Here is a 25,969-nt window from a genome sequence, read left to right as displayed (position 1 = left end):
CAGAGCGCGGCGCCGGCTCAGCTCCGGTCCCGGCGCCGGTTCCGGTCCGGAGCGCGATCGATGGGGGCAATGGTGTGAGCGACGAATTACCACAGGTCACGGCGGACGACGAGGCCGACGAGGCGGACCGCCTGCGGCAGGACATGCCGCACAGCGCGCGAATGTACGACTACTTCCTCGGCGGCAACACCAACTACGCCGTCGACCGGGACGCGGCCGAGGAAGTCATCCGCTTCTTCCCCGCGGTACGGACGGTCGCCCGGGTGAACCGCGCCTTCGTGCACCGCTCGGCGCGATTCCTGGCCCGCGAGCACGGCGTCCGGCAGTTCCTCGACATCGGCACCGGCATCCCCACCGCGCCCAATCTGCACGAGGTGGTCCAGGACGAGATAGCCGCGGCCAGGATCACCTATGTGGACAACGATCCGATCGTGCTGGTCTACGCGGACAGCCTGTTGCGCAGCTCGCCCGAGGGCGCCACCGGTTACGTCGAGGCGGACGTACGCGACCCCGGGCACCTGCTGGACGTCGTACGGGAGCGCGGCTGTCTGGACCTGACCCAGCCGGTCGGGCTGAGCCTGAACGCGCTGCTGCACTTCGTTCCGGACGAACTGGACGCCTACGGCGTGGTGAACAGCCTCGTCGAACCGCTCGCACCGGGGTCGTACCTGACGATCTCGCACTGCACCCCGGACTTCGCGCCGGACGAGTGGGCGAGGATAGCCGCGGTGTACGGCAAGAACGGCACAGCGCTCCAGGTGCGCACCCGCGCCGAGGTGCTGGCCTTCTTCGAGGGTCTCGAACTGCTCGCCCCGGGCGTGGAAGTGGCCCACCGATGGCACCCGGAGCCGGCCAGCGGACCGTCGCTGATCTCCGACGCGGAGTCGTCGCTGTACGCGGGAGTGGCGCGCAAGTCCTGAACGGGCGGCGCGAGGCGGGCCGACGGCGCGCGAAGCGCCGTCGGCGGGGAGCCGGCCCGGCGGCTGACGGCCCTGCTGGGGCCGGCTCAGCAGTATTTCTTGTAGTAGTCCTTGAGCTTCTGCAGGCAGGCCGCCGGTCCCAGCGAGCTGACCATCAGCCGGTCGAAGCCGCGTTCGTAGCTGTCGACCTCCTGCCGGTCCTGGAGGTACAGGCCGCCGTTGCAGCGCTCGACGTAGACGATCGCGGGCAGTTGGTTCGCGGTGAAGTCGAAGACCGTGGTCGTGCCGATCTGCACCGGGAGATTGAGCTTGCTGGACGGGGCCAGCCGGAAGCTGATCCGTTCATGTGCGGCGAGTTCGATCAGCCGCTCGATCTGCCCGCGCATGATCGTGTTCGTCCCGTAGCCGCGGGACAGCGTGACCTCGTCCACAATGCAGATCAGCAGCGCGGAGGACCCCCGGAGGAAGCGCTCGGTCCGCATGGCCCGCAGTTCCATGATCCGCTCGGTCGTACGCGCGTTGGGCTCGGGGGAGTTCGCCTTGACCAGGGCCCGGGTGTATTCCGGGGTCTGCAGCAGCCCCAGCAGCTGGCCGCTCTCGTAGGACCGGATCCGCGCGGCTATGTCCTCCAGGCTGACGTACGTCTGCAACTCCTTGGTGGCGACGTCCCGCCAGGCCTCCCACCACCCCTTCTCGTTGGCCTGCTGGGACAGTTCCAGCAGCCGGGTGCGCTCGGCGGGGTCCACGACCTGGTAGATGTCGAGCAGGCACAGGACATCCTTCTGCTTGAAGTCGTGTTCCCCGCTCTCCAGGCGGCTGATCTTGGAGGCCGAGCAGCCGCCGATCTCCTGCGCCACCTGTTTCTCCGTCAGGCCGAGCGCGTCGCGGTGTTTTCGCAGCGTCTCACCGAAGATCATGCGCTGCGCGGTCGGCGCCCGGCCGGACAGCGGTCGGACATTGCGGACTCCCCGCGGGGCGCGGGACGGCTGGGCAGACACGGGCAGGCTCTCCCTCGCGCTGAGCGGGCACATTCATGGCCCCCTCATCCTGCCTCAGTCATATGAGATCGGAAGTTGCCAAGCCGGGCGGCCGGTTACCGCCGTCCAGTGAACTCGCCGGCGGCCACCGCGGCAACGAATGCCCGTACTTCGCTGCGGTCGAAGGTGAGAACTGCACCCTCCGGGTCCTTCGAGTCGCGGAAACCGACCGTTTCCTGACCGAAGTTGCCCACCTCCACGCAGGCGCTCTGATGGTTGCTGTAGGTGCTTTTCTGCCATGCCACGGCTAAGCCGCCCGCGGCGTCCGCTCCCAGCAGGTGTTTTCCTTGATCCTCGTGGTGCCTCTGACCGGCCATGAGTCCTCTTCTCGTCCCTGGTTGGATGATCAAGCCCGCCGTCTGCAAATGCAGATGAGATGGCCCACTTGAAGGATGACCGGCTCCCACCCGCTTCATGCGTCACTTCTGGATACAAGGGTGCCCCGCTTGATGCGTCCGGTCTGCAATTGCGCGCCCGGGGCAACTTCTTTCCCGGGCCCGCGCCGGAGCGTTCGGCCGCGCCGGCGCAGGCCCGGCCGCCGAACCGCGCGCCGGTGCGCCCTGACCGGCGCGGGCCCGCTGCCGTACCGCTCACCAGTGCTTACCCGGGAGACGGCGGCGGGCCGCGGCCGACGGCGTACGTGGCGGTGAACGACGGCGGGCCGGAAAAGTTGCCGGCTCCGCCCACCGGGCGGCGGCACTGCCGGGCCGGGGGTGGTGAACAGCGGCCGGCCCGGTGGGGCAACCTGGGACCTGAAACGGAACGGGCCCGACCTTTTCGCATCACGGGCCAGGCGCGCCGGGGATCGCGTAATTCCACGACCTGCGCTCCGAGGAGGGACGACCGTTGCCCGCTCACTCCCACCGCCGCGGGCGGTGTGTACGATGACCGCCCCCCGTCCGGCCGACCGGCACCAGTCCCACCTCGCACCCGTGCTCTCCCAGTTGCACCGGGCCTCGGGGATGCCGCTGCGGATACTCGCGTCGCGGCTGGGCATACCGAGCGCGCACGCCGCCGCCCTGCTGTCCGGGGAGTGCTTCCCGGGCTGGTCCCTCGCCGAGCGGTTCGCACGGGCCTGCGGCGCCGACCCGCTGGTGCTGCGCAAGGTGTGGGAGGACGCGCGGCTCCGGGCGGAACGGCAGCACCGCCTTCCCGCCGACTTCCTTGACGGCGACCCGGCGTGGGACATGGACTGAGGGATCGAAACCGTTCAATCGGCCCTCTCTTGCCACCGCTGCCGACGGGGGAGTGTGCCCTCCCGTGGCCCCTGCCTGCCGGCCCCTGATCCCGTGTGCTGAGCCGCTGGTCGAACGTGTCGGATCCCGGCGTGGCCGATGGTGCCGCCTGGTTGGACCTGTCGCCTCCTGAGGGGCCGTCGGCTTCCCGCCCGGCACCGGTCCCGCGGTGCCGGGCGGGGCCGTGCCGGCTCTAGACGCGGGCCGGTTCGATCCGGCCCGCGACCTCGCCGAAGCCGACCCGCACACCGCCGGGGCCCGGCGCGGTCGCGGTGATGACGACCTCGTCGCCGTCCTCCAGATAGGTCCGCCGCGTGCCGTCCGGCAGCTCGACCGGCTGCTCGCCGCCGCGGGTCAGCTCGATCAGCGCGCCCACACTGTCCGGGTCCGGGCCGCTGACCGTGCCGGACGCGAAGAGGTCGCCGGGGCGCAGGCTCGCCCCGTTCACCGTCAGGTGCGCCAGCATCTGCGCGTACGTCCAGTACATCGCGGCGAAGGGCGGCCGGGAGAGCGTGTGCCCGTTGAGCCGCAGCTCCATGGCGATGTCCAGGCCGCACGGCGGCAGCACCGCGCTGTCGTCCAGATACGGCAGCAGCGGGGTGTCCCGCGGCGGCGGGGCCGTACGGGCGTGGGCCAGCGCGTCCAGCGGGACCACCCACGGCGACACCGAGGTCGCGAAGGACTTGCCGAGGAACGGCCCGAGCGGCACGTACTCCCAGGACTGCACATCGCGCGCCGACCAGTCGTTGACCAGGCACACCCCGAAGACATGGTCGTCCGCCCCGGCCATCGTCACCCGCTCGCCCCGCTCCGAGGCGCCGCCCACCACGAAGCCTAGCTCCGCCTCCACGTCGAGCCGCAGCGAAGGACCGTACGACGGCGCCGCCTCGCCCGCCGGCCTGCGCTGCCCGCACGGCCGCACCACGGGGGAGCCGGAGACCGCGACGGTGCCGGCCCTGCCGTGGTAGCCGATCGGCAGGTGCTTCCAGTTCGGGGTCAGCGGGTCCCCGCCCGCCCGGAAGATCCGGCCGACGGTCGCCGCGTGGTGCTCCGAGGCGTAGAAGTCGACATAGTCGGCGACCTCGAACGGCAGCCGCAGCGTGACCTCCGGCACAGGCGCCAGCAGCGGCCCCACCGCGTCCCGGTACTCCGCGCCGGTCAGCCAGTCGGTGAGCGCCGCCCGCACCCGGGTCCACGCCGGGCGCCCCGCGGCCAGCAGCGGATTGAGCACCGGAGCCGACAGCAGCTCCGCGATGTCCGCCGGCGCCCCCACCGCCCGCGCCGCGGCCCCCGCGTCCAGCACCCGGTCGCCGAGCCGCACCCCGATCCGGTGCCGCGGCTCCGCGGCGGTCCCGAAGACCCCGTAGGGCAGGTTGTGCGGCCCGAAAGGGTCGTCGGACGGCACGGCGAAAGGGTTCTCGGCGCTCAACGGGCCTCCAGGGCGGTGCGGCGTAAACGCCCCGAGACTACCGCCGGGTCCACCGCCTGGTTTGGAGCTGCCCGCAGGCCAAACGTAAAGTTCGGCCCGAGACCCGGTGGCGTACCCGGGCGGCACCGGGACCCCGGCGGACCCGGGCGGACAGGGAGAGCAGCGGCGCGATGACGGCGACAGCGCAGGACTATCACGACCTCGGACCCGAGGAGGACGCGCCCGGCATCGACCCGGCACGCCTCGAGGTCTGCCTGGCCGTGCTCGCCGAACTCGACGGGCTGCCCGTCGACCACCCCGACGCCATCGCGGTGCGCCGCGCCACCGCCGGGGTCTACCGCATGGTCAAGCAGCGCCGCCGCCAGGAGCGCAGGGCCGCCAAGACCGCCAACGACAAGGCCGTGACCGAGGCCACCGCCACCGGCGCCGCCGACCGTATCGACGACGAGACGCTGGGCATCCAGCTCGCCGCCTCGGTCAGCACCGAGATCGCCGGCATCCTGGAACGCCCCAGGTCCTGCTATGTCTGCAAGACCCGCTACGTCGAGGTCGACGCCTTCTACCACCAGCTGTGCCAGGACTGCGCCCGCGAGAACCGGGCCCGCAGGGACGCCCGCACCGACCTGGCCGGGCGGCGCGCGCTGCTCACCGGCGGACGCGCCAAGATCGGCATGTACATCGCGCTGCGGCTGCTGCGGGACGGCGCCCACACCACCGTGACCACCCGCTTCCCCAACGACGCGGTCCGCCGCTTCAAGGCCATGCCGGACAGCGGCCAGTGGATACACCGGCTCAAGATCGTCGGTATAGACCTGCGCGACCCGGCCCAGGTGGTGGCGCTGGCCGACTCCGTCGCCGCGGACGGCCCGCTGGACATCCTGATCAACAACGCCGCCCAGACCGTACGCCGTTCCCCGGCCGCCTACCGCGAGCTGGTCGCCGCCGAGGCCGCGCCGCTGCCGGCCGGCGAACTCCCGCCCACCGAGGTCTTCGGCGCCTTCGGCAGCGGCGCGCAGACCGCCGCCGCCCTGCCCGCGCCCCGCCGCGAGGCGCTCACCGCCCAGGACGTGACCGGCCTCGCCCTGGTCAGCGGGTCCGCCTCGCTCGCCAGGATCGCGGCCGGCACCGCCATCGACGCGGGCGGCCTGGTGCCCGACCTGGACCCGTCCAACACCTGGGTGCAGACCGTCGGCGAGGTCGACCCGGTGGAGCTGCTCGAAGTGCAGCTGTGCAATGTCACCGCGCCCTTCGTGCTGGTCAGCAGGCTGCGCCCGGCGATGGCCGCGGCGGCGGCCCGGCGCAAATACGTGGTCAACGTCTCCGCCATGGAGGGCCAGTTCTCCCGCGGCTACAAGGGCGCAGGACACCCGCACACCAACATGGCCAAAGCCGCGCTCAACATGCTCACCCGCACCAGCGCGCAGGAGATGCTGGACACCGACGGCATCCTGATGACCGCGGTCGACACCGGCTGGATCACCGACGAGCGCCCGCACCCCGACAAGGTCCGGCTCGCCGCCGAGGGCTTCCACGCCCCCCTCGACCTCGTCGACGGCGCGGCCCGCGTCTACGACCCGATCGTGCGCGGCGAGCAGGGCGAGGACCTCTACGGCTGCTTCCTCAAGGACTACGCGCCGGCCGCCTGGTGACGGTTCCCCGCCGCGGTGAGGTGCCGGGGCGGGTGCCTGCCGCGATGAGCATGTGCGGCCGGCCGTGCGCCGCCGTGAGGTGCGTTCCGGCTACGGGAGTGTCCGCGTCGGAAAGCCCGGGCGGCGCCGGTACGCTCGCCGGGTGTCCAGGTTCGTGATCGAACGCCGTACGGAGCTGCCGCCGGCCGAGGTCTGGCGGCGGCTGACCGCGTGGGAGGACCACGGCGCGACCGTGCCGCTGACCCGGATCACCGTCCTCACCCCGCCACCGTCGGGCGTCGGCACGGTCTTCGTCGCGCGCACCGGACTCGGCCGCGCCTCCTTCGACGACCCGATGCGCGTCGCCGCGTGGCAGCCGCCCACCGCGGACGGCGACCCGGGCCGGTGCTGGCTGGTGAAGACCGGGCGGGTGATCACCGGCTGGGCCGAGATCGAGGTACGCGCGGACGGCGCGGGCTCGTCCGTCCGGTGGGAGGAGGAGCTGCGGGTGCGGCTGCTGCCGAGCGCCTTCGGCGGGGTCACCCAGTACGCGGGCCGGCTGGTGTTCGGCCGCGTCGTGGACACGCTGCTCGGCGCGTCACGCTCGGCCGCCGGAAACCGATGATTTCCGCGCCGCCCACCGGTCCACCCCGGTGAGTACCGAGCACCACGACCCCGAGCAGAGGCGGAACGCATGTCCGGCAAGATCTTCGTGAACCTCCCCGTACAGGACCTGCAGAGGTCCATGGGCTTCTTCCAGAGCCTCGGTTTCCGATTCGACCCGCAGTACACCGACGAGCGGGCCGCCTGCATGGTCGTCTCGGACAGCAGCTTCGTGATGCTGCTGACGCAGCCCTTCTTCGCGTCGTTCACCGCCAAGGACGTCGCGGACGCGACGGCGGCGACCGCGGTGATCGTCGCCGTGTCGCAGGACGCCGCGGAGGACGTCGACCGGATCGGGGACGCCGCGATCGCGGCGGGCGCGCAGCGCGCGAAGGCCGCGGAGGACGCGAGCCCGATGCACACCCGCAGCTTCTACGACCTCGACGGCCACCAGTGGGAGATCTTCCACATCCCCCCGACGCCGGCCTGACGCACCGAGGCGCCGGCGGGACTCACCGGGCCGGCGGCGGCCCGCTGCTGTCGCGTACGACCAGTTCGCTGGCGACCTCCACCCTGGTGCCGGCCGGCTGCCCGCCGCCGAGCAGCCGCAGCACCATCCCGGCGGCGAGCGCGGCCATCTCGGCGAGCGGGGTGCGCACCGTCGTCAGCCGCGGGGTGACCCAGTCCGCGAAGGGCAGGTCGTCGAAGCCGACGACGCTCACGTCCGCCGGGACCCGCAGGCCCAGCGTCGCGGCGGCGCGGTAGGTGCTCAGCGCCTGCTGGTCGCTGCCCGCGAAGACGGCGGTCGGCGGGTCCGGCAGTCGCAGCAGGTCCAGCGCGTGGCGGTAGGCGGGTTCGTTGGTGAAGTCGCCGTAGCGGACCAGGCCGGGGTCGAACGGCAGCCCCGCCTCCTCCAGCGCCGAGCGGTAGCCGTCCACCCGGGCGCGGGAGGCCAGCCGGTGCGGCGGGCCGCCGATCACCGCGATCCTGCGGTGGCCGAGCCGTACCAGGTGCCGGGTGGCGGCAAGGCCGCCGGGCCAGTTCGTCGCGCCCACCCACGGCACCCCGGCGGGCGGCTCGTCGACCGGGGCGATCAGCGCGAAGGGGATACCGAGGGCGCGCAGCTCCCGGTGCTGGTCCTGGTCCAGCTCCGGCACGACCAGGATCGCGCCGAGCGTGCGGCGGGCGGCGAGCGAGTCCAGCCAGCGCCTGGCCGAGCTGCCGCGGCCGTGCGCCGCCGAGACGACCAGGCCCATCCCGACCGCGTCCAGCGCCTCCTCGGCGCCCCGGATCAGCTCGACCGCCCACGGGCCGTCCAGCTCGTTGATCACGAAGTCGATGAGGCCGCCGGGGGCCAGTGCGGTGGCGGCGGGGCCGTTCCTGCCCGGATAGCCGTGCTGCGCCAGCAGCCGCTGCACCTTCGCCCGGGTGCGGGCGGCCACGTCGGAGCGGTTGTGCAGCACTTTCGACACGGTGGACACGGAGACGCCCGCCTCCTGGGCGATCACGGCCAGGGTCTTCCCGCCCGCCGCGGGGCCGCCCTCGTCAGTGCCGGCCACGTGACTCCCCTCTCCGCCGCCGCGCGGCGCCCCCGCGAACGTACCTCGCGGTGCGGTCGCACGCGCTCCGGGGTTGCCTGATGGGCGCCCACCCTGGTGGAGGGCAAGCGTTTTTCAAGGGGCGCGGGGAACTGCGCGCGACCACGACGGCGGGACAGCGTAAGGACAGGCCTTGGAGGGGCGCGGGGATATTGCTGGCGACCACGACGGCGCGGCAGCGCAGGGACAGCCCCTGGAGGGGCGCGGGGAATAGCGCGACCGGCCCGTACACGCAGCATGAGGCGTCCGCCACCGCACGTGGCACCCCCCCATGGCCCTTCCGAGGCCGTCGCCGAGACCCGCTGTGACCGACATGTCACACATCGTTGACTTTGAGTCATATGGATGCTTATCGTCATCCCGCGTCCACCCAGAGGAGCCCGCATGCCGCACGGCCCGTCCCGCCGCTCCCTGCTCGCAGCCGGCGGTCTCGGCGGTCTCGGCGCCTTCACCGGCCTGGACGCCTTCCCCGCCGCCGGCGCGGAGACCCCGCTGGCCTTCGCCTCCCCGAGCCTGACGCCGTACGTCGACGAACTGCCCGTGCCCCCCGTGCTGACCGGGGACCGTACGATCGCCATGGCCCCGGCCACCCACCGCTTCCACCGCGACCTCGCAGTGGCGCGGACCTGGTCGTACGGCGGGCAGCCGTATCTCGGGCCGACCATCGAGGCGCGGCGCGACGAGCCGCTGTCGCTGACGTTCAGCAACGGCTTCGGCGCCGGGCACCTGTTCGCCGCCGACATCGACCCGACGCTGGAGGGCGCCTCGGAGCTGGACAGGACGCTGCCGCGTACGGCGGTGCACCTGCACGGCGCGATCACCCCGCCGGAAGCGGACGGCCATCCCGAGCACACCTTCGGGCCCGGCGCCGAGCTGACGTACCGCCATCCGAACGGGCAGGACGCGGCTCATCTCTGGTACCACGACCACGCGATGGGCATCACGCGGCTCAACGTGGTCGCGGGCCTGGCCGGCATGTATCTGCTGCGCGACCGGTACGACACCGGCGCCGCGGACAACCCGCTCGGCCTGCCCGGCGGCGAGTTCGAGGTGCCGCTGACGCTCGCCGACCGCCGCTTCGGGGCCGACGGGTCGCTGGTCTTCCGTACCACCCGCACAATGCCGCAGGGGCACTGGGACGGTGGGACGTACGGCGACGTGATGACGGTCAACGGTGTGGTGTCCCCGTATCTGCGGGTGGCGCGCGGCTGCTACCGCCTCCGGGTGCTCAACGCCTCCAACGCCCGCGCCTACCGGCTGTTCTTCACCAACCGGATGCCGTTCTGGGTGGTCGGCAACGACGCGGGGCTGCTGGACGCCCCGGCCCGCACCACCGCCGTACGCCTCGCGCCCGGCGAACGCCTCGACCTCGTCGTGGACTTCGGCACGCTGGCCGCGGGCGACCACGTGGACCTGACCGACGACCAGCAGGAGTCGCCCGAGACGGTCGCCGCCACCGGTGTGGTGCCGCTGGCCGACATCATGCGCTTCGTGGGTACCGGTGTCCGCGGCTTCGCCTCGGCGCCGCCGGCCCGGCTGCGCGGCGGCGCGGGCCGCCCGGCGCCGCTGCCGGCGCTCCCCGCCGCCGGCAGCGTGCCGCGCCGGGTCGTCACCCTCACCCCGGCGCTGGCCGACGGCTGGCCGCCCGCCGGGATGATGATGAACAACCTGCGGTACGACGACGGGCCGATCCTGACCCCGCGGCAGGGCACCGCCGAGGTGTGGGAGTTCGTCAACGCCTCCGCCGAGGCGCACCCCATGCACCTGCACCTGGTGCATATGCGCATCGTCGAGCGGCAGCGCTTCGACGTGGCGGCCTACCATGCGGCCAACCCGCGCCCGAACCCCGGCACCGCGTGGTCGCCGTCCGCCGACCCGTACCTGCTGGGGGCCGCGCAGCCGCCACTGGCGTGGGAGGCGGGCGCCAAGGACACGGTGGGCTGCCCGCCGGGCATGGTGACCCGGGTCCTGGTCCGCTTCCCCGCGGCGGCGGAACTGGGCTTCGACCCGGACGCGCCCTTCGCCGCCATGGACGGCATGCGCCTACGGGGTTACGTCTGGCACTGCCACACCCTCGACCACGAGGACGACTGCATGATGGCCCGCTACCGCCTGACCCGCTGAGTCTCCGGCTCCACGAGCACGTCGCCTCTCGGGTACGCGGCCGGCCTCGCACGCCGGGGGCGGGCCGATTGCCGGGGTCCTGCGCCGGTCGCATGCTGGAGGTATGACTCCTGACCTCGCGCAGGACATCAGCGGCTGGGCGGTCGGTACGCCCGGGCCGATGGCGGGCGGGCCGCTGGTACGCGTCCGCCGGGAGGTGGGCGCCCCGGGACCCGGTGAGCTGCTGGTCGAGGTGGAGGCCTGCGGGGTGTGCCGCACCGACCTGCACCTGGCCGAGGGCGACCTCGCCCCGCACCGCCCGGCCACCGTGCCCGGGCACGAGATCGTCGGGCGGGTGCTCGCCGCGGGGGAGGGGGTAACCCGCTTCACGGCCGGCGACCGGGTCGGCGGCGCGTGGCTGCGCGGCACCTGCGGGGTGTGCCGGTACTGCCGGCTCGGCCGGGAGAATCTGTGCCCCGCCTCCGTCTACACCGGCTGGGACGCCGACGGCGGTTTCGCCGAGCGCACTTTGCTGCCGGCCGACTACGTGTACCCGCTGCCCGGCGCGGCGGACCCGGCGCAGCTCGCGCCACTGCTGTGCGCGGGCATCATCGGCTACCGGGCCCTGCGCCGCAGCGACCTCCAGCCGGGCGGCCGGCTCGGTGTCTACGGCTTCGGCGCGTCCGCCCACCTGGCCGCCCAGGTCGCACTGGCGGAGGGCGCCGCCGTGCACGTACTGACCCGGTCGGCTGCCGCCCGCGACCTGGCACTGGCGCTGGGCGCGTCCTCGGCCCGCGACGCCTACGACGAGCCGCCGGAGCCCCTGGACGCGGCCGTACTCTTCGCCCCGGTCGGCGACCTGGTCCCGGTCGCGCTCGCCGCCCTCGACCGCGGCGGGACCCTGGCGGTGGCCGGCATCCACCTCACCGACATCCCGGCGCTGAACTACCAGCGCCACCTCTTCCAGGAGCGCAACCTCCGGAGCGTGACCTCGAACACCCGCCAGGACGGCGCCGACTTCCTCGCGACCGCCACCCGCATCGGCCTGCACGCCACCGTCACCCGCTACCCCCTCGCCCAGGCCGACCGCGCCCTCACTGCCCTGTCCGCCGACCACGTCAACGGCGCCGCCGTCCTGCTGCCGTGAGGCCCGGACCGTCCGAGCCCCACGGCAACGCGGTACGTCGGAGCCGCGCGACGGCTACGTCAGCTGGCTGCTGAACGTGTCCGTGAGGGCATGCACTGGTCCGGGCGGTACGCCACGGTTATGGAATACGAGAATTCCCCCAGTGCCCCGGGGCCGGCAATTACCGGTGCTGCGGTCTTTTCAGGTGTGGAACGGTATGCGGCGGCCGTGAAAACCTCGGCGGGCGATGGTGCAGGCGGTACTGAAACGAGCACGGACGTTCCTTTGTCGGGAGCTGCGATCGTTGAGGGGGTGTGGTGTGCCGGCACCAGATCGGCATTTGATCACGCGCCTCAGGAGTACCGCAACTCCGTATGTGGATCAGTCACTGCCAACTATTAAAGTCCGCTAGTACGCGCGTAGTGCCTTCCTTCAAGGGCTTCGTGTGTCCCGCAGTTTTTCCAGCCTGTCCCGTGTGCGCCTGGATTCCCACTTGTTTGACTTTGAGTGGATCGAATATGCCAGAAGCAAATGTGAAGCAGCTTCTTCGCGGCGGCCGTCGGCGAGGTGGAGGTCGGCGAGTGCAGTGTGCGTACGTGCTTCTTCCTCCTCTGCGTTGATCCGGCGCGCAATGCGCAACGCGGCCGACAGTTGCTCCTTGGATGTCGCCATTCGTCCCGAATGCAGCTCCGTGAGGCCAAGGCCGCGTAATGCCTGAATCTCTTCCTGGGCTGCCCCGATGTTCCGTGCCAATGCCAGGGCAGCCGAGTAGTGGGCTGCGGACTCGACATGCTGCGCCGCGCGGTGCAGTGCTGTGCCGATTGCGTTGAGGGTGACGACCTCATTCCTTTTGTCGCCGATATGGCGAAATATCGCCAATGCCTCACGGTGCATTGCGAGCGCCGCCGGCAGATCCTCGGGGATGCGCAGTGTGTTCGCCAGATTGAGTTGGGCGATTGCCGTCTCGGAGCGGCTGCCGACCCGAGAAGTCAGGTCCAGAGTCCGCTGGAATGCGGTGTGTGCCAACTCGATCTCACCTAAGTGCAGGTGGAGGTCGCCCAGATTATTGAGCGCCTGAGCCTCGCCTCGCGGGTCCTTTGTCCGGACAAATCCAGCCAGAGCTTCGCGGAAGCACTCTCCCGCCCGGCTGTGGTCGCCAAGGTGCAGCAGGCTGATGCCGAGGTTGTTCCGGCATCTGGTGATATGCCACGTATCGCCAAGTAATTCCCGCAGTCGCAGTGCCTCGCTCAGGAGTGCGCGCGACTCCTTGAGTCGCCCGAGGTCCCAGCTCAGCAGCCCGAGTGCCCGCAGCGACTCCGCCTCCGTGGCGGTGTCGCCGACTTCGACAGCGACCGCCATCGCGCGCCGGGCGGTCGTGTCGGCCGCTTCGTAGTGGCCGATCTGGGACTGGACTGCGGCCAGGGCGAGCAAGGAGTGAGCCTCAGCCGACTGTTCGCCCGCCGCCCGCCACCAGTCGACCGCCTGCGTGTGCATGTGTTCGGCCTCCGCCCACAGCCCCTCGGAGTCCAGGAAGCCGGCCGCCGCGTGCGCCAAGCACGCTGCCTGACGCGGGCTGCCGTGGCCACGCAGGTGCAGTTCGGCGGCCACTACGGCGTCGGTCTCCAACCGCAGCCAGGTCCTCGCGTCGGGGTGGCCGGTCCAGGCCGGCAGTGCGAAGGGGGAGTCCGCCACGCCGAGTTCGAGGCGTGGGCGCCGCTCGAAGAGCGCGTGGTCGGCGGCGGTCACCGTATACAGGTAGAAGGCGGCCAGCCGGTCGAGTGCTGTGTCCCGCTCAGTAGCCGGTTCCTGGTCCACCAGGGAGCGTGCGTAGGTCGCCAGAAGATCGTGGAGGTCGTACCGGTCGGGAGCGGGCTCGCGGACCAGATGGGCATCGAGCAGCGATTCGAGTATGCGTTCGGTCTCCGGCAGCGGCAGATCGGTGAGCGCCGCAGCGGCCTGCGCGCAGAACGTGGGCCCGAAGTTCAGGCTGAGCAGCCGGAAGACCCGCTGGTGCGCGGGCGGAAGTGCGTCGTAGGACAGTGCGAACGCCGCTCCGATCTCACGCTGCCCGTCGCGGATCTCCGCGAGCCGGCCGGGGCCGTGCGACAGCCGTCCGACCAGGTGGGCGACGGTCCAGGTGGGGCGCGACCTGAGGCGGGCCGCGGTGAGTTCCAGCGCGAGCGGGAGGTAGCCGCAGAGCCGGGCCAGCGCGGCCACGTCGGCCGGATCATGGTTCCTGCCGTCGTCCGCGAGAGTGGTGAACAGCTTCTCCGCTTCTGCGGGGGAGAGAACGTCGAGCATCACATGACGGATGCCGGGCAGTCCCGTCAGACGGCGGCGGCTGGTGATGATGATCAGCGACGGCGAGTCGCCGGGCAGCAGTGGCCGAAGCTGCTCGGGTCCCGCCGCGTCGTCCAGCACCACGATGGCCCGGCGAGCGCTGAGCACGGTCCGCCACAAGGTGGTGAGGTCGTCCTGATGGCGCGCCACCGTCTGGGCGGGGACGCCGAAATGCCTCAGCAGCGTGGCCAGGGCGGTCTGCGGCGACATCGGTGTGCGGCCGGAATGCGCCTGCAGATTCAGATAGATCTGCCCCGATGGATAGTGCCTGGCCAGTCGGCGCGCGCTGTGCAGGGCCAGTTGGGTCTTGCCCACCCCCACCATTCCGGTGACGGTCTGGAAGGCGACGACTCCCGGCACCGGCGTGCGGAGCGCCTGTAACTCCGCCGCCCGCCCGATCAGTACACCGCTGTGCGCCGGAATGTTGTACGGCGCGGGCGGGGCGGGGCCGGGCGAGCGGCGGGCCAGCAACTCCCCGGCAGGCGCGTGGTCCAGGATGCCCCGGTGGACACGGACCAGGGCCTCGCCCGGCTCTGTGCCCTCGTCGCGCAGTCGCCGGCGTATGGATTCGTAGGCGCGCAGCGCGGCCGTCTGGCGTTCGGAGGCGTAAGCCGCGGTCATGAACAGCGCGGCGATGGTCTCGTCCATCGGGTACTGCTCGGACAGCGCGGTCAGATCCTCAAGCGCATGGTTGTACTGCCCGCCCCGGACCTCGATCTCGGCGCGCAGCACCGTCGCCGCCAGCCGCCGCTCGATGAGCCTCAGCCTGACCTGCTCGGTCCACAGCCCCGTGAAGCCGGTGAGCGGTGGACCGCGCCACAGCGACTCGGCCTTGCGCAGCAGGACCAGGGCCTGGGCGTCGTCACCGCTGGCGGCTAGGGAACTCGCCTGGGTGGTGAACCGCTCGAAACGGTGCTGGTCGACCGCGTCCGGCTCGATATCGAGCCGGTAGGCGTGGGCGAGCTGGGACAGCCGCTCGCGGCCGAGCTTGTCGCGGATGCCCCTGACGTAGGAGTACAGCGACGCCCGCGGCTTGGCGGGCGGTGAGTCGTCCCAGAGCCGGTCGGCCAGGGTGTCGAGCGGGACCGACCGACCCGCGTCCAGCGCGAGAGCGGCCAGCAGGTGGGTCGCCTTGGCGGCCCCGTGCATCTCGAGGCGCCCCCCGACCCATAATTCCACCGGGCCAAGCACCAGGATGTCGATCTCCACCAGCACGCTCCTCACGCCGGCCACCCCGCGGCTCCAGAGTGACATGCCGTCAGTGACGGGCAATAGCGTCCCTCGAAAGTGGGAAGCTATTGGCTGAAAGCTTTCTTACTTTGTCAATGCCGATCTTTCATGGTCGGGAAAGGGCTGCCGGGTCTGTCGAGGACAGAGAACTCTGCCACCTTTGACGGGCGGGCTGACGTGCCGTCGGGCACACCGGGAGGACATGCGTGGACCAGCAGCCGGTCCAGGACCGAGGCGAGGACGCGGAAGACGCCGGCCCGGCAGACTCAGGCGCGGGCGACCGTACGGCCGAGCCCGTCGCGGGCGACCGAACAGCCAACACGGTGGCGGGCGACGCCCGGATCACCGGACCCGTCGTACAAGCCCGCCACGTCAGCGGCGGCATTCATCTGTACGAGCACCGGTACGAAGCCGCGGAGCCCGCCCGGCGGACCGGCGTACCGCGGCAGCTGATCCCGGCCCCGGCCCACTTCACCGACCGCGTCGCGGACCTGGCCGCCCTCGACGTGCTGCTGGACACCGCTCACGGGATGGCCCCGCCCCTCGTCGTGGTCACCGGTGCGGCCGGCGTCGGCAAGACGGCGCTCATCGCGACGTGGCTGCACCGGCTGGCCGCCGGGTATCCCGACGGGCAGCTCTACGCCGATCTGCGAGGCCACACCGACGACGAACCCGTGCCGCCCAGCGCGGTGCTCGGACGGTTCCTACGCGGCTTGGGTGTGGAGCAGCCGCCGGCGGAACCGGCGGAACAGGCCACCCTGTGGCGTACGGTCACGGCGGACTTACGGGTCGTCCTTTTCCTCGACAACGCTTTCAGCGTGGCCCAGATCCGTCCGCTGCTGCCGGCGGCACCCGGCGCTCTGGTGGCGGTGACCAGCAGGCGCCGGCTGCCCGGGCTCGGACTGGACGGTGCCGGCTTCCACCACCTCGGCATACTCGATCCCGCCGCCGCTCTGGAACTGCTCGACCGCCGCCTCGGCGGTGAGCGGGTCGCCAGGGAGCGGGCGGCCGCGGCCGATCTCGCCCGGCTCTGCGCCGGGCTACCGCTCGCGGTGTGCGTGGCGGCCGCCCGGATGGCGGCGCGGCCGCGCCAGCCGTTGGCTGCTCTCGTCGGAGCGATGAGGCAGGAGGACGGCCGGCTCGCGCATCTCGGTTTCGGGGGTGAACGTGCGGTGCAGGCCGCGCTCGACGCGTCGTACGGCGCGCTGCCGCCCGAGATCGCGCGCGGCTACCGGCAGTTGGGACTGCTGCCGGTCACCGACTTCGGTGCGGGCGCCGCCGCGGCGGCCTGCGCGCTCTCCCCGGAGCGGGCGGAGGACCTGCTCGACGAACTGGTCGATGTCAGCCTGCTCGAAGAGATCGGCCCCGACCGTTTCCGTTTCCACGACCTGATCCAGTTGCACGCTGCCCAGCGTGCCGCGGCCGAGGACACCCCCGACGCCCAGGACGCCGCCGTACGCGGGGCGCTCGACTGGTATCTGTGGACCGCGTCCGAGGCCAAGGCACTGCTGTCGCCGACCCATCGCCGGATGCCCCGCGGCTACCTGCGTTGCCCAGAGGGCCCGCCGCCTTTCGACGGCCCGATCTCCGCGATGGCCTGGCTGGACACCGAGCGCCTGCCGCTGATGGCGGCGGTACGGACCGCTGTGGGGCGCGGCTGGGACGACCAGGTATGGCAGCTTGTCGACAGCATGCAGCCGTTGTGGGTCCGTTTGCGCCCCGCCGACCTGTGGATCGAGGCGCACCGGCTCGGCCTGGCCGCCGCGGCCCGCGCCGGGCGCGACACCGCGGTGATGCAGATGCTGACCAGCGGCGGCGCGGGTCTGTGCAACGCCGGACAGTACGAAGAGGCCGCCGACTGGTTCACCCGCGCACTGCGGCAGGCCCGGGACACCGGCGACCGGCGGGCCGAGGCCCAGGCACTGCACGGCCTCGGTCAGGCACACCAGCTCGCCGGCCGACCGGACCGCGCCACCACCTTCTTCCGCCAGGCTCTCGACCTGCGCGAGACCATCGGCCACGCCCGGGGCGCGGCTTTGAGCCGGCTGTGCCTCGGCGACCTCGCCCTCACTGCGGGCGCACCGCATGAGGCGGTTGACCTGCTCAGCCGGGCCCGCGCCGACCTGCTGGCCGTCCCCGACCCGTACGACGCCGCGCGGGCGCTGGCCTTCCTCGGCGTGGCCCATGCCGCTGGCGGGGCCGCCCACACCGCCTTGGCCGACCGGGAACTGCACCAGGCACTCGCGGAGTTCGCCGCCTGCGGTTCGGTTCACTGGCAGGCGCGCGTCCTGGAGTTCCTGGGGACGGTTGCCGCGAGCCGGGGCCAGCAGCAGCGGGCCAGGGACTGGTACGAACAGTCCCTGGCCCGCTACACCCCGGTCAGCCCGCGGGACGCCCGCCGCCTGACCGGCCGACTGCACGATCCGGCGCCGCCCTGAGCACCGCCGCCCACCGCCCGGCAGAACCGCAGCCGCCCGCGACCAGCCGACCGTAGAATCTCGACGCCAGCAGGGCGTGGTCGCGGCGGCTCAACACACCCGTGCGGACCTGGAGGACGCAGACCAACGCGCCTTCGCTGTCCGCCCTTACGATGCGGGCGAGCGTCACGCACCAGCCGCGGCCGTCCCGTAGCGACACCAGCAGACAGCCGGGATAGCGCCGCAGAAGCGGGACGGCCGACCGCGGACTCCCGGTGCCGTACAGCACATCGGCGCACGCGCGCCACGCCTCGCAGGAGACAGCGTCCAGGTCGACCCGTACGTGGTCAGGCAGAAGCTGCCCGCTCACAGGGCCACCTCACTTGCGGACAGGGTGACCGGCTCGGTCGTGGGCGGGTAGGCCGGCTGGCCGAGGCCGAGCTGTTCGTAGATCAGCGCGCGCATGTTCCGGGCGAAGCGGCCTGGCTCGGACGATATCCGGCCGGCGATCCGCCGGAAGTCCCGCTGCGAGTATTCCGCCGCAGCATAGGCCAGTTGGTCGGCCAGCGGCCGGGTCGGGCTGAGCGCGGGTGCGGTCTGTGCCATCGCGACCCCGGGCGAGGCCGGGTTCGCGTCCTGGTACGGATAGCGGGCGAGCACAATGGGCGCACCGGTCATCGTCGCGTACAGCGTTACCGAGCCAAAGTCGCCCAGCACGAAGTGCGCGGCGACCAGCATGGCCCGCCAGTCGGCGTCCGGCGAGACGACCGTCACTCCGGCCCTGCGACAGTCGGCAAGCCAAGCCCGGACCTGGTAACGCCCGTGCCGGGAGAACGTGTTGGGGTGCACCAGAAGCGCGGTGAGGAAGCGGTCCCTCGGCAGTTCCGCCAACAGCCGCGGCAGCAGGGCGTCCAGGCGGTTGAACGATGAGCGGCGCCCCCACGTCGAGGGCACGAGCACCAGTTGCTGCCCGGGCGCCAAGCCGATCGCCGCACGATACTCGTCCCGGAAGGGCAGGCTGGCCGCGATCCGGTCGTACGTCGGATCGCCGACGACCTTGGCGACCGGAAGCGCCTCGGGGCACCAGCGCCGCAGTGCCCGCAGATCGTCGCGATGCGGCAGCGCGACCGCCCGCGGTACGACGGCACCGTCCCAGGTGAGGTAGCCGCGCCCGGTGATGCCCCCCGGCTCCCGTACGCCCGCGGTCAGGTCACCGCGCTGTTCGCCGGACGGCACTCGGGCCAGTGACATGTGCCCCCCGCCGTGGGGGATCCGTACCAGCGGGGCGCGCAGCTTTTCCATGCCCTGCGATCCCGCGGCGATCGCGAGGTCGAAGTCGGTGCGTACTGCCTCGGCCCACGGCATGACGTTCGCCCCGAGTCCCGTCAGGAAGCGGGCGACCCCGTTGTTGAAGGCGTGCGGCGCGACGGTGAAGGTGACCTCGACCCGAAGGTCGGAGTGAAGCAGCGGCAGAAGATCCTTCAGCCGGTGCCCGTAGACCTCGGTGTGCACCGGCACCAGTACGGTCTTGTGCCCGGCCAGCGTGCTCCACTGGTCGGCGTCCCCTCCCCGCGTCGTTCGATGGTTCGTGATTTCCATGATGGACACGACATCCCCCCGAGAACCTGTGAGGCCCCTCGCGGGGCCGGTGGAAACCTCCAGACGGACGGATGTCCCGGCGGGGTGTCGGAACCCTTGGCGAAGCCTTGGAGAAAGCTTGCGCAGCCCGGAATACCCCGGTCCGGCGGACGGCGTGGCGCGGATGGCACAGCTGACCGCGGTGGTCTCCGATGCGTTCGACGTACGCGCGCCGACGCTGTTCTGTGCGAAGGCGCTGCGCTGGACGGCGGCCGGCCCCGTCCCGCCAGGCGGAGGTCGCAAGTCTGCTTGCCCTCGCGCGTCCCGTGCGGACATCGGGCAGGGCTATGGTCCCTGGCGGGTGCTCACCGACCCCAACACGTCTGACTATGGGTTCTGCCCACGCGCGCATGTCAGCGCGACGCAGGGTCGAGCGTGGCTACTGGCCGGTCACAGGGGGTACCGTTTTGGTGTCGAAGCAGAACGGAGCAGAGCATGCCCGATGACGCGGATGAGCACGTCGGGCGCGAATTGCGAGATTCCGCAAGCAGCGAGGTCTACTGCAACAAGGACTCGCCATGCGTGCCGATATTTCCAAGTCGCTGATTTCGAAGGTGAAGTGCGGGCAGTAGCCAGCCTCGGCTGCTCCCGCCGCCCACCTTGACTCCCGTCCGCGGCGCCGGCAGCAACGGCTCGATGAGGGACCCTGTTCATCGGTCAGACGGGACGGGTAACCCTGCCTCGCCTGCGGTCCGGACTGTTCGCGTGGGTGCAGCAGACCACCCCGGGCGGGGTGATCGTCGCCCCCTGGGGCACGTACTACGCCTACACCGAGGCAACGGCACGTCTGGTCGTGGCCGAAGACGGCAACAGCGCCTCCGGGCACTTCACCCAGCCGGTCAACTTCATGCGCGTGCGCTCGCACCGCCTGGTCCGCGCTGAGCACAGCAGCTACGTCCCGGCGCGGGCCACCGGGGATGCGGACAAGTCCACGACAACGATCACCGAGCCGGAGTTCCTGACCGGCAGCCTGGATGTGGAAGCGTGCGCAGTCGGCTTGCAGGTGCCCAACTGCGCCCATGTCCCCGACCGCAAGCAGGCGGGAAAGCGACCGGTGCGGTTCCACAGCCTTACCGACAAGTCGTGGGCGGTGGTCGTCTTCCGCGACGGTCACGCGACCGCCACCGTGTACCAGTCGGGAGACCGGCGGCTGTGGGACGAGGTGGAAGCCGCCTTCCGGTGGTGGCAGGAGCAGGGACGTCCCGGCTTCCACCGCTTCGGGCCGACCGTCACGGCAGACCGCCAAGTCCCCTGGCCGGACCAGCCATCCAACGCCCTCAGCGGATGAGACGCGCCATGAAACAAAGCAATGCTCCCGCTTTCGGCGGGGGCATTGCTGGTTCTCTTGCCGTGGTTGGTCACGGCACAGCCTGGAAAAGCAGAAAACCCCACATGAAGTGGGGTCTTAGCCGGTGTCCGAGGGGGGACTTGAACCCCCACGCCCGATAAAGGGCACTAGCACCTCAAGCTAGCGCGTCTGCCATTCCGCCACCCGGACCGGGTGTGCCGCCGCGACCGCGAAGTCGTGGTGACAGGGTCCACGATACCAAGGATCGGCGGTGCTTCTCACCTGCGATTCCCGCCGCCCGAACGGGGGCGCGCGGCGATCGCGCGGTGGTGGCGGACGACCTCGTCGATGATGAAGTTCAGGAACTTCTCGGCGAACGCCGGGTCGAGCCTGGCGTCCTCGGCGAGGCGGCGCAGCCGGGAGATCTGGGCGGCCTCGCGGGCCGGGTCGGCGGGCGGCAGGTGGTGGGCAGCCTTGAGTTCGCCGACCTGCTGGGTGCACTTGAAACGCTCGGCGAGCAGGTGCACCAGGGCGGCGTCCAGGTTGTCGATGCTGCCGCGCAGGTCCCTGAGCCGCTGCAGTGCCTGCTCGTCACCCACCAGATTGCGCTCGGCGGTCGGCTGGTCGCTCATCTCGGTCTGCCATCCTGGATAGGTCCGTGGTGCACGGCTGCACATTCCCGATCACCCTATGACACCGTCGCAGGGGGTACGGCCGGGGGCGGGGACGGCGACGGAGGGAATGAGGACGGATGGGACGGGCCACCGAAAGGCGCCGGGTGCTGCGGATCCGCGGCGGGGCGGCCTCCCACCGGGCGGACACGCTGGTAGCCGAGGAACCGATGGAGATCCGGCTGAACGGCCGCCCGCTGGCGATCACCATGCGCACGCCGGGCGACGATTTCGCGCTGGCCACCGGTTTCCTGGTCAGCGAGGGGGTACTCGCCGCCGCGCACGAGGTCGCGAACGTCGTCTACTGCGCGGGCGCGACGGCGGACGACGGGAACACGTACAACGTGGTGGACGTGACGCTCGCGCGCGGGGTGCCGGTCCCCGACATCAGCCTGGAGCGCAATGTCTACACGTCCTCCTCGTGCGGGTTGTGCGGCAAGGCCAGCCTTGACGCGGTCCGCACCACGGCCCGGCTGCCGATCGCCGGCAGCGGGCAGCCGCGGCTGACGCCCGAGCTGCTGACCTTGCTGCCGGCGCGGCTGCGGGCCGGGCAGGCGGTCTTCGACAGGACCGGCGGGCTGCACGCCGCCGCGCTGTTCTCCGCCGACGGTGAGCTGCTGGACGTCCGCGAGGACGTCGGGCGGCACAACGCGGTGGACAAGCTGGTCGGGCGGGCGCTGCGGGACGGGCTGCTGCCGCTGGCCGACCGGATCCTGATGGTGTCGGGGCGGGCGTCGTTCGAGCTGGCGCAGAAGGCCGTGATGGCCGGGATCCCGGTGCTGGCTGCGGTCTCGGCGCCGTCCTCGCTGGCCGTGGACCTCGCCAGGGAGAGCGGCCTGACGCTGGTCGGCTTCCTGCGCGGCGACTCGATGAACGTCTACGCGGGCGAGGACCGTATCGTACTGGCGTCCGACGGGGCACACTGAGCCGGTCGCCGGCCGGCCGCTTCCGGCCCGACGCCCGTACGTCAGAACCGAGGAGCCCGGCGTGTTCGCCCTGAGTGCCGTCCTGGCCGTTCTGCTGCTGCTCGAAGTGGTGCCGTCGGCGCTGGCCGCGCTGACCCGGTTCGGGCCGGGGGTCGAACGGCTGGACGGCCTGACCCGGCTGGGCCTGCGGCAGGGCAGGAACTCCTGGCTGGTACCGGCCGCGGGAGTGCTGCACACGGCGGCGACCGCGGCGGTGATCGCCGGGATCTGGCGGCCCGCCTGGGGTGTCGCCGGCGGGGCCGCGGAGACGGCGTTCTTCTGCTGGGTGCTGCTGCGGCAGCTGCGGGCCGGCGACCGTGGCCGCCCGCTGTTCGCCTACGCGCTCTTCGCCTCGTGGGCGCTCGCCGTGCTGGTGGTGGCCGCCCTGCGGCTGTGACGACGACGGCCGTACGAGCCGGGTCGCGGTCCGCCCTACGGGCGCAAGGGCGCGCGATCAGGTTGGCCGGTTACCGCCCTGACTGCCATCACGCACCGCGATAACGTGCCGCCATGTTCGAGCCGGCCCAGTTGCGTACGTTCCTTGCCGTCGCGCAGACGCTGAGTTTCACGCAGGCCGCGCACCGGCTCGGGCTGCGGCAGTCCACGGTCAGCCAGCACGTGCGGCGGCTGGAGGAGGCCGCGGGCTGCCGGCTGTTCCTGCGGGACACCCACGGGGTGGAGCTGACCGAGGACGGCGAGGCCATGCTCGGCTTCGCCCGGCCGATCCTGGAGTCCAACGAGCGGGCGGCGGCCTTCTTCGCCGGCACCCGGCTGCGCGGCCGGCTGCGGTTCGGGGTGTCGGAGGACTTCGTGCCGACCCGGCTGCCGGAGATCCTGGCGGGCTTCCGGCACGACCACCCCGAGGTGGACCTGGAGCTGACCGTCGAGCTGTCCGGCACCCTGCACCAGCGGCTCGACGCGGGCGGGCTCGACCTGTGCCTGGCCAAACGGCACAGCCCGGAAGGCCCGGGGCGGCTGGTGTGGCGGGACAAGCTGGTGTGGATCGGCGGCGAGCGGCTGCGGCTCGACCCGCGGCGGCCCGTGCCCCTGATCGCCTTCCCGCCACCGGGGCTGACCCGGGCCAGGGTGCTCGATGTGCTGGAGCGGCACGGCAGGGCGTGGCAGGTGGCCGGCACCAGCGGGTCGCTGAGCGGTCTGGTCGCGGCGGCCAGGGCGGGCCTGGGTGTGATGGCGCATGCGCAAGGGCTGATTCCGGCCGGTCTCGTCCGGGTGCAGGCGCGCGCCTGCGGGCTGCCGGATCTCGGCGGGGTGGACTTCGTCCTGCTGCACGGCCGGCGGGACTCACGCGCGCAGGAGGCGGCCGACGCGCTGGCCGACGCCATTCTGGCCGGCGGCGACCTGCTGCACCGGCCGCTGCCGTGAGCCGCCGGGCCGACTGGGGCGTACGGGACGCGGGAGACCCCCGGGGGTGGAGCGACCGTGACCGGCGCGGGCAGATTTGGTGGAGATCCGCCGCCGCCGCGGTACAGCCGCCTGGCCCGGGAATGAGCCGACTTCCTTGTCACAGCCGGAAAACCCGGCCCGACCAGTACAGACGTCCGAATCGCCGATAATTTTCCGCCCCTCCCGCCGGCCCGGTGGATCGGGTAACTTACGGCCCCGCACTGAGCGGTCCGAGGAGAGCACCCGTTGCGTCAGTTCACCGTCCCCCCACTGGCCACCTCACCCCAGGCAGGCGGTTTGGCGGATGCCGTGTTCGGCAACGCTCAGCGGACCCCGGACCAGGTCGTACTGGCCCGCGCCGACGGCCGGGGCGCATGGCACGACGTCAGCGCCGCCGCCTTCCGCGACCAGGTGCTCGCGGTCGCCAAGGGCATGCTCGCCCAGGGCGTCCGCTTCGGCGACCGGGTCGCGATCATGTCCCGCACCCGCTACGAGTGGACGCTGTTCGACTTCGCCCTGTGGGCGATCGGCGCCCAGTCGGTGCCGGTCTACCCGACCTCGTCATCCGAGCAGGTCCGCTGGATGCTGCACGACTCGGGCGCGGTCGCGGCGGTCGTGGAGCACGAGGACCACGCGATGACGATCGGCGCCGCCGTCGACGAACTGCCGCGGCTGAACCGGCTGTGGCAGCTGGACGCGGGCTGCGTCGAGGAGCTGTCGCAGGCCGGGCGGCACATAGGCGACGACGTGGTGGAGCGGCACCGGCTGGCCGTGACGCCGGACGCGGTCGCCACCGTCATCTACACCTCGGGCACCACCGGCCGCCCCAAGGGCTGCGTCATCACCCACGCCAACTTCATGGCCGAGACCGACAACGTCGTGGCCCGCTGGGAGCCGGTCTTCGCCAGCAAGCCGGGCGAGGAGCCGTCCACGCTGCTCTTCCTGCCGCTCGCGCACGTCTTCGGCCGGATGGTCGAGGTCGCCTGCGTCCGGTACCGCATCAGGCTCGGGCACCAGCCCAGCATGGCCGCGAGCGATCTGATCCCGTCGCTGGCCGGCTTCCGGCCGACCTTCGTGCTGGCGGTGCCCTATGTCTTCGAGAAGGTCTTCCAGGCCGCCCGCCGCCGGGCGGAGAGCGGCGGGAGGCTGGGGCCGTTCGACAAGGCGGTGGACATCGCGGTCCGGCACGCGGAAGCCGTGGAGGCCAAGGCCTTCGGTGGCGGGGGGGGCCCCCCCCCCCCGCGGCGGATGTCTAACAACCTCTAATATAAAAATCTGTANCCCCCCCCCCCCCCCCCCCCCCCCCCCCCCCCCCCCCCCCCCCCCCCCCCCCCCCCCCCCCCCCCCCCCCCCCCCGCGCTGCGGATGCAGCACCAGCTCTACGAGAAACTGGTCTACAGCAAGGTGCGCGACGCGCTCGGCGGCCGGGTGCGGCACGCGATCTCCGGCGGCTCGGCGATGGAGCGCCGCCTCGGGCTGTTCTTCTCCGGCGCGGGCGTGACGATCTACGAGGGCTACGGCCTCACGGAGACCACCGCCGCGGCGACGGCGAACCCGCCAGAGCAGACCCGTTTCGGCACCGTCGGCCTTCCGGTGCCCGGCACCACCGTGCTGATCGGCGAGGACGGCGAGATCTGGCTGCGCGGCGGGCAGGTCTTCTCCGGCTACCTCAACAACGTCAAGGCCACCGACGAGGTGCTGCGGGACGGCTGGCTGGCCACCGGCGACATCGGCTCGCTCGACGAGGACGGCTATCTGACCATCACCGGGCGGAAGAAGGAGATTTTGGTGACCAGCGGCGGCAAGAGCGTGTCGCCGATCGCGCTGGAGGACCGGGTGCGGGCGCATCCGCTGGTCGCGCAGTGCGTGGTGGTCGGCAACAACCGGCCGTTCGTGGCGGCGCTGGTCACGCTGGACCCGGAGGCGGTCACGCACTGGCTGAGCATGCGCGGCAAGCCGCGGCTCGAGTCGGCGGAGCTGCTGCACGACCCGGACCTGGAGGCCGAGATCCGCCGGGCCGTCGTCGCCGCGAACACCCTGGTCTCGCAGGCCGAGTCGATCCGCACCTTCCGCATACTGGCCGCGCAGTTCAGCGAGGAGCGCGGCATGCTGACACCGTCACTGAAGCTCAAGCGCCGGGCGATCGAGTCGACCTACGAGTCGGAGATCGAGGCGCTGTACCGGGCGTAGGAGGGAGTCACGTCCGTGAGGGGGTGTCGCGCGGGCGCGAGGCTCAGCTCGGTGAGGGTGTGTCACGGGCGCGAGGCTCACCTCCGTGAGGGGGTGTCGCGCGGGCGAGAAGCCGTCACACCCCCGCGCGTGGTGCAGAAGGCGCGG

The 25,969-nt window shown here is 71.9% G+C and carries 19 protein-coding genes, 1 tRNA gene and 2 pseudogenes; 14 read left to right on the top strand and 8 right to left on the bottom strand.

Translation table 11 applies throughout. The features are described 5' to 3' along the window. Positions 1 to 74 precede the first annotated feature (74 nt). A complete protein-coding gene (locus V7E46_RS13585; protein ID WP_333768652.1) occupies positions 75 to 920 on the top strand; it encodes an SAM-dependent methyltransferase in 846 nt (281 codons plus the stop codon). 86 nt (positions 921 to 1,006) lie between these two features. On the opposite strand, the gene V7E46_RS13580 is transcribed toward V7E46_RS13585, so the two are convergent. Both V7E46_RS13580 and V7E46_RS13575 read right to left on the bottom strand, forming a co-directional pair. Beyond that, positions 1,007 to 1,918 carry a helix-turn-helix domain-containing protein gene (locus V7E46_RS13580; RefSeq protein ID WP_333768651.1) on the bottom strand — a complete coding sequence of 304 codons (912 nt, stop codon included), beginning with the start codon at positions 1,916 to 1,918 and terminating at the stop codon, positions 1,007 to 1,009. A 95-nt stretch (positions 1,919 to 2,013) separates the two neighbouring features. Beyond that, positions 2,014 to 2,274 (bottom strand): DUF397 domain-containing protein, encoded by a 261-nt coding sequence (locus V7E46_RS13575; protein ID WP_333768650.1) that lies wholly within the window; start codon positions 2,272 to 2,274, stop codon positions 2,014 to 2,016. Positions 2,275 to 2,841: 567 nt separating this feature from the next. Here V7E46_RS13575 and V7E46_RS13570 point away from each other — a divergent pair. After that, the gene (locus tag V7E46_RS13570) at positions 2,842 to 3,153 is read left to right on the top strand and encodes a helix-turn-helix domain-containing protein (protein ID WP_333768649.1); all 312 of its coding nucleotides are present in this window, start codon (positions 2,842 to 2,844) and stop codon (positions 3,151 to 3,153) included. A gap of 232 nt (positions 3,154 to 3,385) precedes the next feature. Here the strand turns inward: V7E46_RS13570 and fahA are convergent, their stop codons facing one another. Continuing rightward, positions 3,386 to 4,621: a fumarylacetoacetase gene (gene fahA / locus V7E46_RS13565; RefSeq protein WP_333768648.1), complete on the bottom strand. Its 1,236-nt coding sequence runs from the start codon at positions 4,619 to 4,621 to the stop codon at positions 3,386 to 3,388. Between the two features lie 170 nt (positions 4,622 to 4,791). On the opposite strand from fahA, the gene V7E46_RS13560 reads away from it, so the two are divergent. From V7E46_RS13560 to V7E46_RS13550, 3 genes are all read left to right on the top strand, one after another. Continuing rightward, on the top strand, positions 4,792 to 6,270 hold the full coding sequence (locus V7E46_RS13560) for an SDR family NAD(P)-dependent oxidoreductase (protein ID WP_333768647.1): 1,479 nt from the start codon (positions 4,792 to 4,794) through the stop codon (positions 6,268 to 6,270). Positions 6,271 to 6,412: 142 nt separating this feature from the next. Further along, positions 6,413 to 6,874, top strand: a complete 462-nt coding sequence (locus tag V7E46_RS13555; protein ID WP_333768646.1) for an SRPBCC family protein — start codon at positions 6,413 to 6,415, stop codon at positions 6,872 to 6,874. Between the two features lie 69 nt (positions 6,875 to 6,943). After that, positions 6,944 to 7,342: a VOC family protein gene (locus V7E46_RS13550; protein ID WP_333768645.1), complete on the top strand. Its 399-nt coding sequence runs from the start codon at positions 6,944 to 6,946 to the stop codon at positions 7,340 to 7,342. Between the two features lie 22 nt (positions 7,343 to 7,364). Here V7E46_RS13550 and V7E46_RS13545 read toward each other — a convergent pair whose 3' ends face one another. Then, complete coding sequence (locus V7E46_RS13545; RefSeq protein WP_333768644.1) at positions 7,365 to 8,411, bottom strand: LacI family DNA-binding transcriptional regulator; 1,047 nt, start codon at positions 8,409 to 8,411, stop codon at positions 7,365 to 7,367. 423 nt (positions 8,412 to 8,834) lie between these two features. Here V7E46_RS13545 and V7E46_RS13540 point away from each other — a divergent pair, with 423 nt between their 5' ends. Both V7E46_RS13540 and V7E46_RS13535 read left to right on the top strand, forming a co-directional pair. After that, positions 8,835 to 10,574, top strand: coding sequence for a multicopper oxidase family protein (locus tag V7E46_RS13540; protein ID WP_333768643.1), 1,740 nt, complete (start codon positions 8,835 to 8,837; stop codon positions 10,572 to 10,574). A 103-nt stretch (positions 10,575 to 10,677) separates the two neighbouring features. Next, positions 10,678 to 11,700: a zinc-dependent alcohol dehydrogenase family protein gene (locus V7E46_RS13535; protein ID WP_333768642.1), complete on the top strand. Its 1,023-nt coding sequence runs from the start codon at positions 10,678 to 10,680 to the stop codon at positions 11,698 to 11,700. A gap of 411 nt (positions 11,701 to 12,111) precedes the next feature. Here V7E46_RS13535 and V7E46_RS13530 read toward each other — a convergent pair whose 3' ends face one another. Beyond that, positions 12,112 to 15,228, bottom strand: a complete 3,117-nt coding sequence (locus V7E46_RS13530; protein ID WP_333768641.1) for an AfsR/SARP family transcriptional regulator — start codon at positions 15,226 to 15,228, stop codon at positions 12,112 to 12,114. A 227-nt stretch (positions 15,229 to 15,455) separates the two neighbouring features. Between V7E46_RS13530 and V7E46_RS13525 the strand changes: the two genes are divergently transcribed. Next, entirely contained in the window at positions 15,456 to 17,687 is a 2,232-nt protein-coding gene (locus V7E46_RS13525; protein ID WP_333768640.1) for a tetratricopeptide repeat protein, read from the top strand. A gap of 345 nt (positions 17,688 to 18,032) precedes the next feature. Here V7E46_RS13525 and V7E46_RS13520 read toward each other — a convergent pair whose 3' ends face one another. Continuing rightward, a complete protein-coding gene (locus V7E46_RS13520) occupies positions 18,033 to 19,265 on the bottom strand; it encodes a hypothetical protein (protein ID WP_333768639.1) in 1,233 nt (410 codons plus the stop codon). Between the two features lie 748 nt (positions 19,266 to 20,013). On the opposite strand from V7E46_RS13520, the gene V7E46_RS13515 reads away from it, so the two are divergent. Beyond that, entirely contained in the window at positions 20,014 to 20,592 is a 579-nt protein-coding gene (locus tag V7E46_RS13515; RefSeq protein ID WP_333768638.1) for a hypothetical protein, read from the top strand. 125 nt (positions 20,593 to 20,717) lie between these two features. Here V7E46_RS13515 and V7E46_RS13510 read toward each other — a convergent pair. Further along, positions 20,718 to 20,802, bottom strand: a tRNA-Leu gene (locus V7E46_RS13510). Positions 20,803 to 20,870: 68 nt separating this feature from the next. Next, positions 20,871 to 21,224 (bottom strand): chorismate mutase, encoded by a 354-nt coding sequence (locus tag V7E46_RS13505; RefSeq protein WP_329173427.1) that lies wholly within the window; start codon positions 21,222 to 21,224, stop codon positions 20,871 to 20,873. Between the two features lie 119 nt (positions 21,225 to 21,343). Between V7E46_RS13505 and fdhD the strand changes: the two genes are divergently transcribed. From fdhD to V7E46_RS13480, 5 genes and pseudogenes are all read left to right on the top strand, one after another. After that, on the top strand, positions 21,344 to 22,189 hold the full coding sequence (gene fdhD, locus V7E46_RS13500; protein ID WP_333768637.1) for a formate dehydrogenase accessory sulfurtransferase FdhD: 846 nt from the start codon (positions 21,344 to 21,346) through the stop codon (positions 22,187 to 22,189). Between the two features lie 61 nt (positions 22,190 to 22,250). After that, positions 22,251 to 22,625: a hypothetical protein gene (locus V7E46_RS13495; RefSeq protein WP_333768636.1), complete on the top strand. Its 375-nt coding sequence runs from the start codon at positions 22,251 to 22,253 to the stop codon at positions 22,623 to 22,625. Between the two features lie 113 nt (positions 22,626 to 22,738). Then, positions 22,739 to 23,611, top strand: a complete 873-nt coding sequence (locus V7E46_RS13490; protein ID WP_333768635.1) for a LysR family transcriptional regulator — start codon at positions 22,739 to 22,741, stop codon at positions 23,609 to 23,611. A 267-nt stretch (positions 23,612 to 23,878) separates the two neighbouring features. After that, positions 23,879 to 24,862, top strand: a pseudogene (locus V7E46_RS13485) (AMP-binding protein); the annotation flags it as partial. Positions 24,863 to 24,973: 111 nt separating this feature from the next. Continuing rightward, positions 24,974 to 25,822 (top strand): annotated as a pseudogene (locus tag V7E46_RS13480) (AMP-dependent synthetase/ligase); the annotation flags it as partial. Between the last annotated feature and the right edge of the window lie 147 nt (positions 25,823 to 25,969).

The sequence above is a fragment of the Streptomyces sp. IBSBF 2435 genome (assembly GCF_036815005.1).
In the GTDB taxonomy this organism is placed as follows: domain Bacteria; phylum Actinomycetota; class Actinomycetes; order Streptomycetales; family Streptomycetaceae; genus Actinacidiphila.
Note: the sequence above shows the minus strand (reverse complement) of the source record. Positions and strands in the feature narration are given on the sequence as shown.

Excerpts from the sequence above, each read along its gene's own strand:
- V7E46_RS13575 (WP_333768650.1), bottom strand. The coding sequence starts at position 2,274 with ATGGCCGGTCAGAGGCACCACGAGGATCAAGGAAAACACCTGCTGGGA.
- V7E46_RS13570 (WP_333768649.1), top strand. The coding sequence starts at position 2,842 with ATGACCGCCCCCCGTCCGGCCGACCGGCACCAGTCCCACCTCGCACCC.
- V7E46_RS13560 (WP_333768647.1), top strand. The coding sequence starts at position 4,792 with ATGACGGCGACAGCGCAGGACTATCACGACCTCGGACCCGAGGAGGAC.
- V7E46_RS13550 (WP_333768645.1), top strand. The coding sequence starts at position 6,944 with ATGTCCGGCAAGATCTTCGTGAACCTCCCCGTACAGGACCTGCAGAGG.
- V7E46_RS13540 (WP_333768643.1), top strand. The coding sequence starts at position 8,835 with ATGCCGCACGGCCCGTCCCGCCGCTCCCTGCTCGCAGCCGGCGGTCTC.
- V7E46_RS13535 (WP_333768642.1), top strand. The coding sequence starts at position 10,678 with ATGACTCCTGACCTCGCGCAGGACATCAGCGGCTGGGCGGTCGGTACG.
- V7E46_RS13520 (WP_333768639.1), bottom strand. The coding sequence starts at position 19,265 with ATGGAAATCACGAACCATCGAACGACGCGGGGAGGGGACGCCGACCAG.
- V7E46_RS13505 (WP_329173427.1), bottom strand. The coding sequence starts at position 21,224 with ATGAGCGACCAGCCGACCGCCGAGCGCAATCTGGTGGGTGACGAGCAG.
- fdhD (WP_333768637.1), top strand. The coding sequence starts at position 21,344 with ATGGGACGGGCCACCGAAAGGCGCCGGGTGCTGCGGATCCGCGGCGGG.
- V7E46_RS13490 (WP_333768635.1), top strand. The coding sequence starts at position 22,739 with ATGTTCGAGCCGGCCCAGTTGCGTACGTTCCTTGCCGTCGCGCAGACG.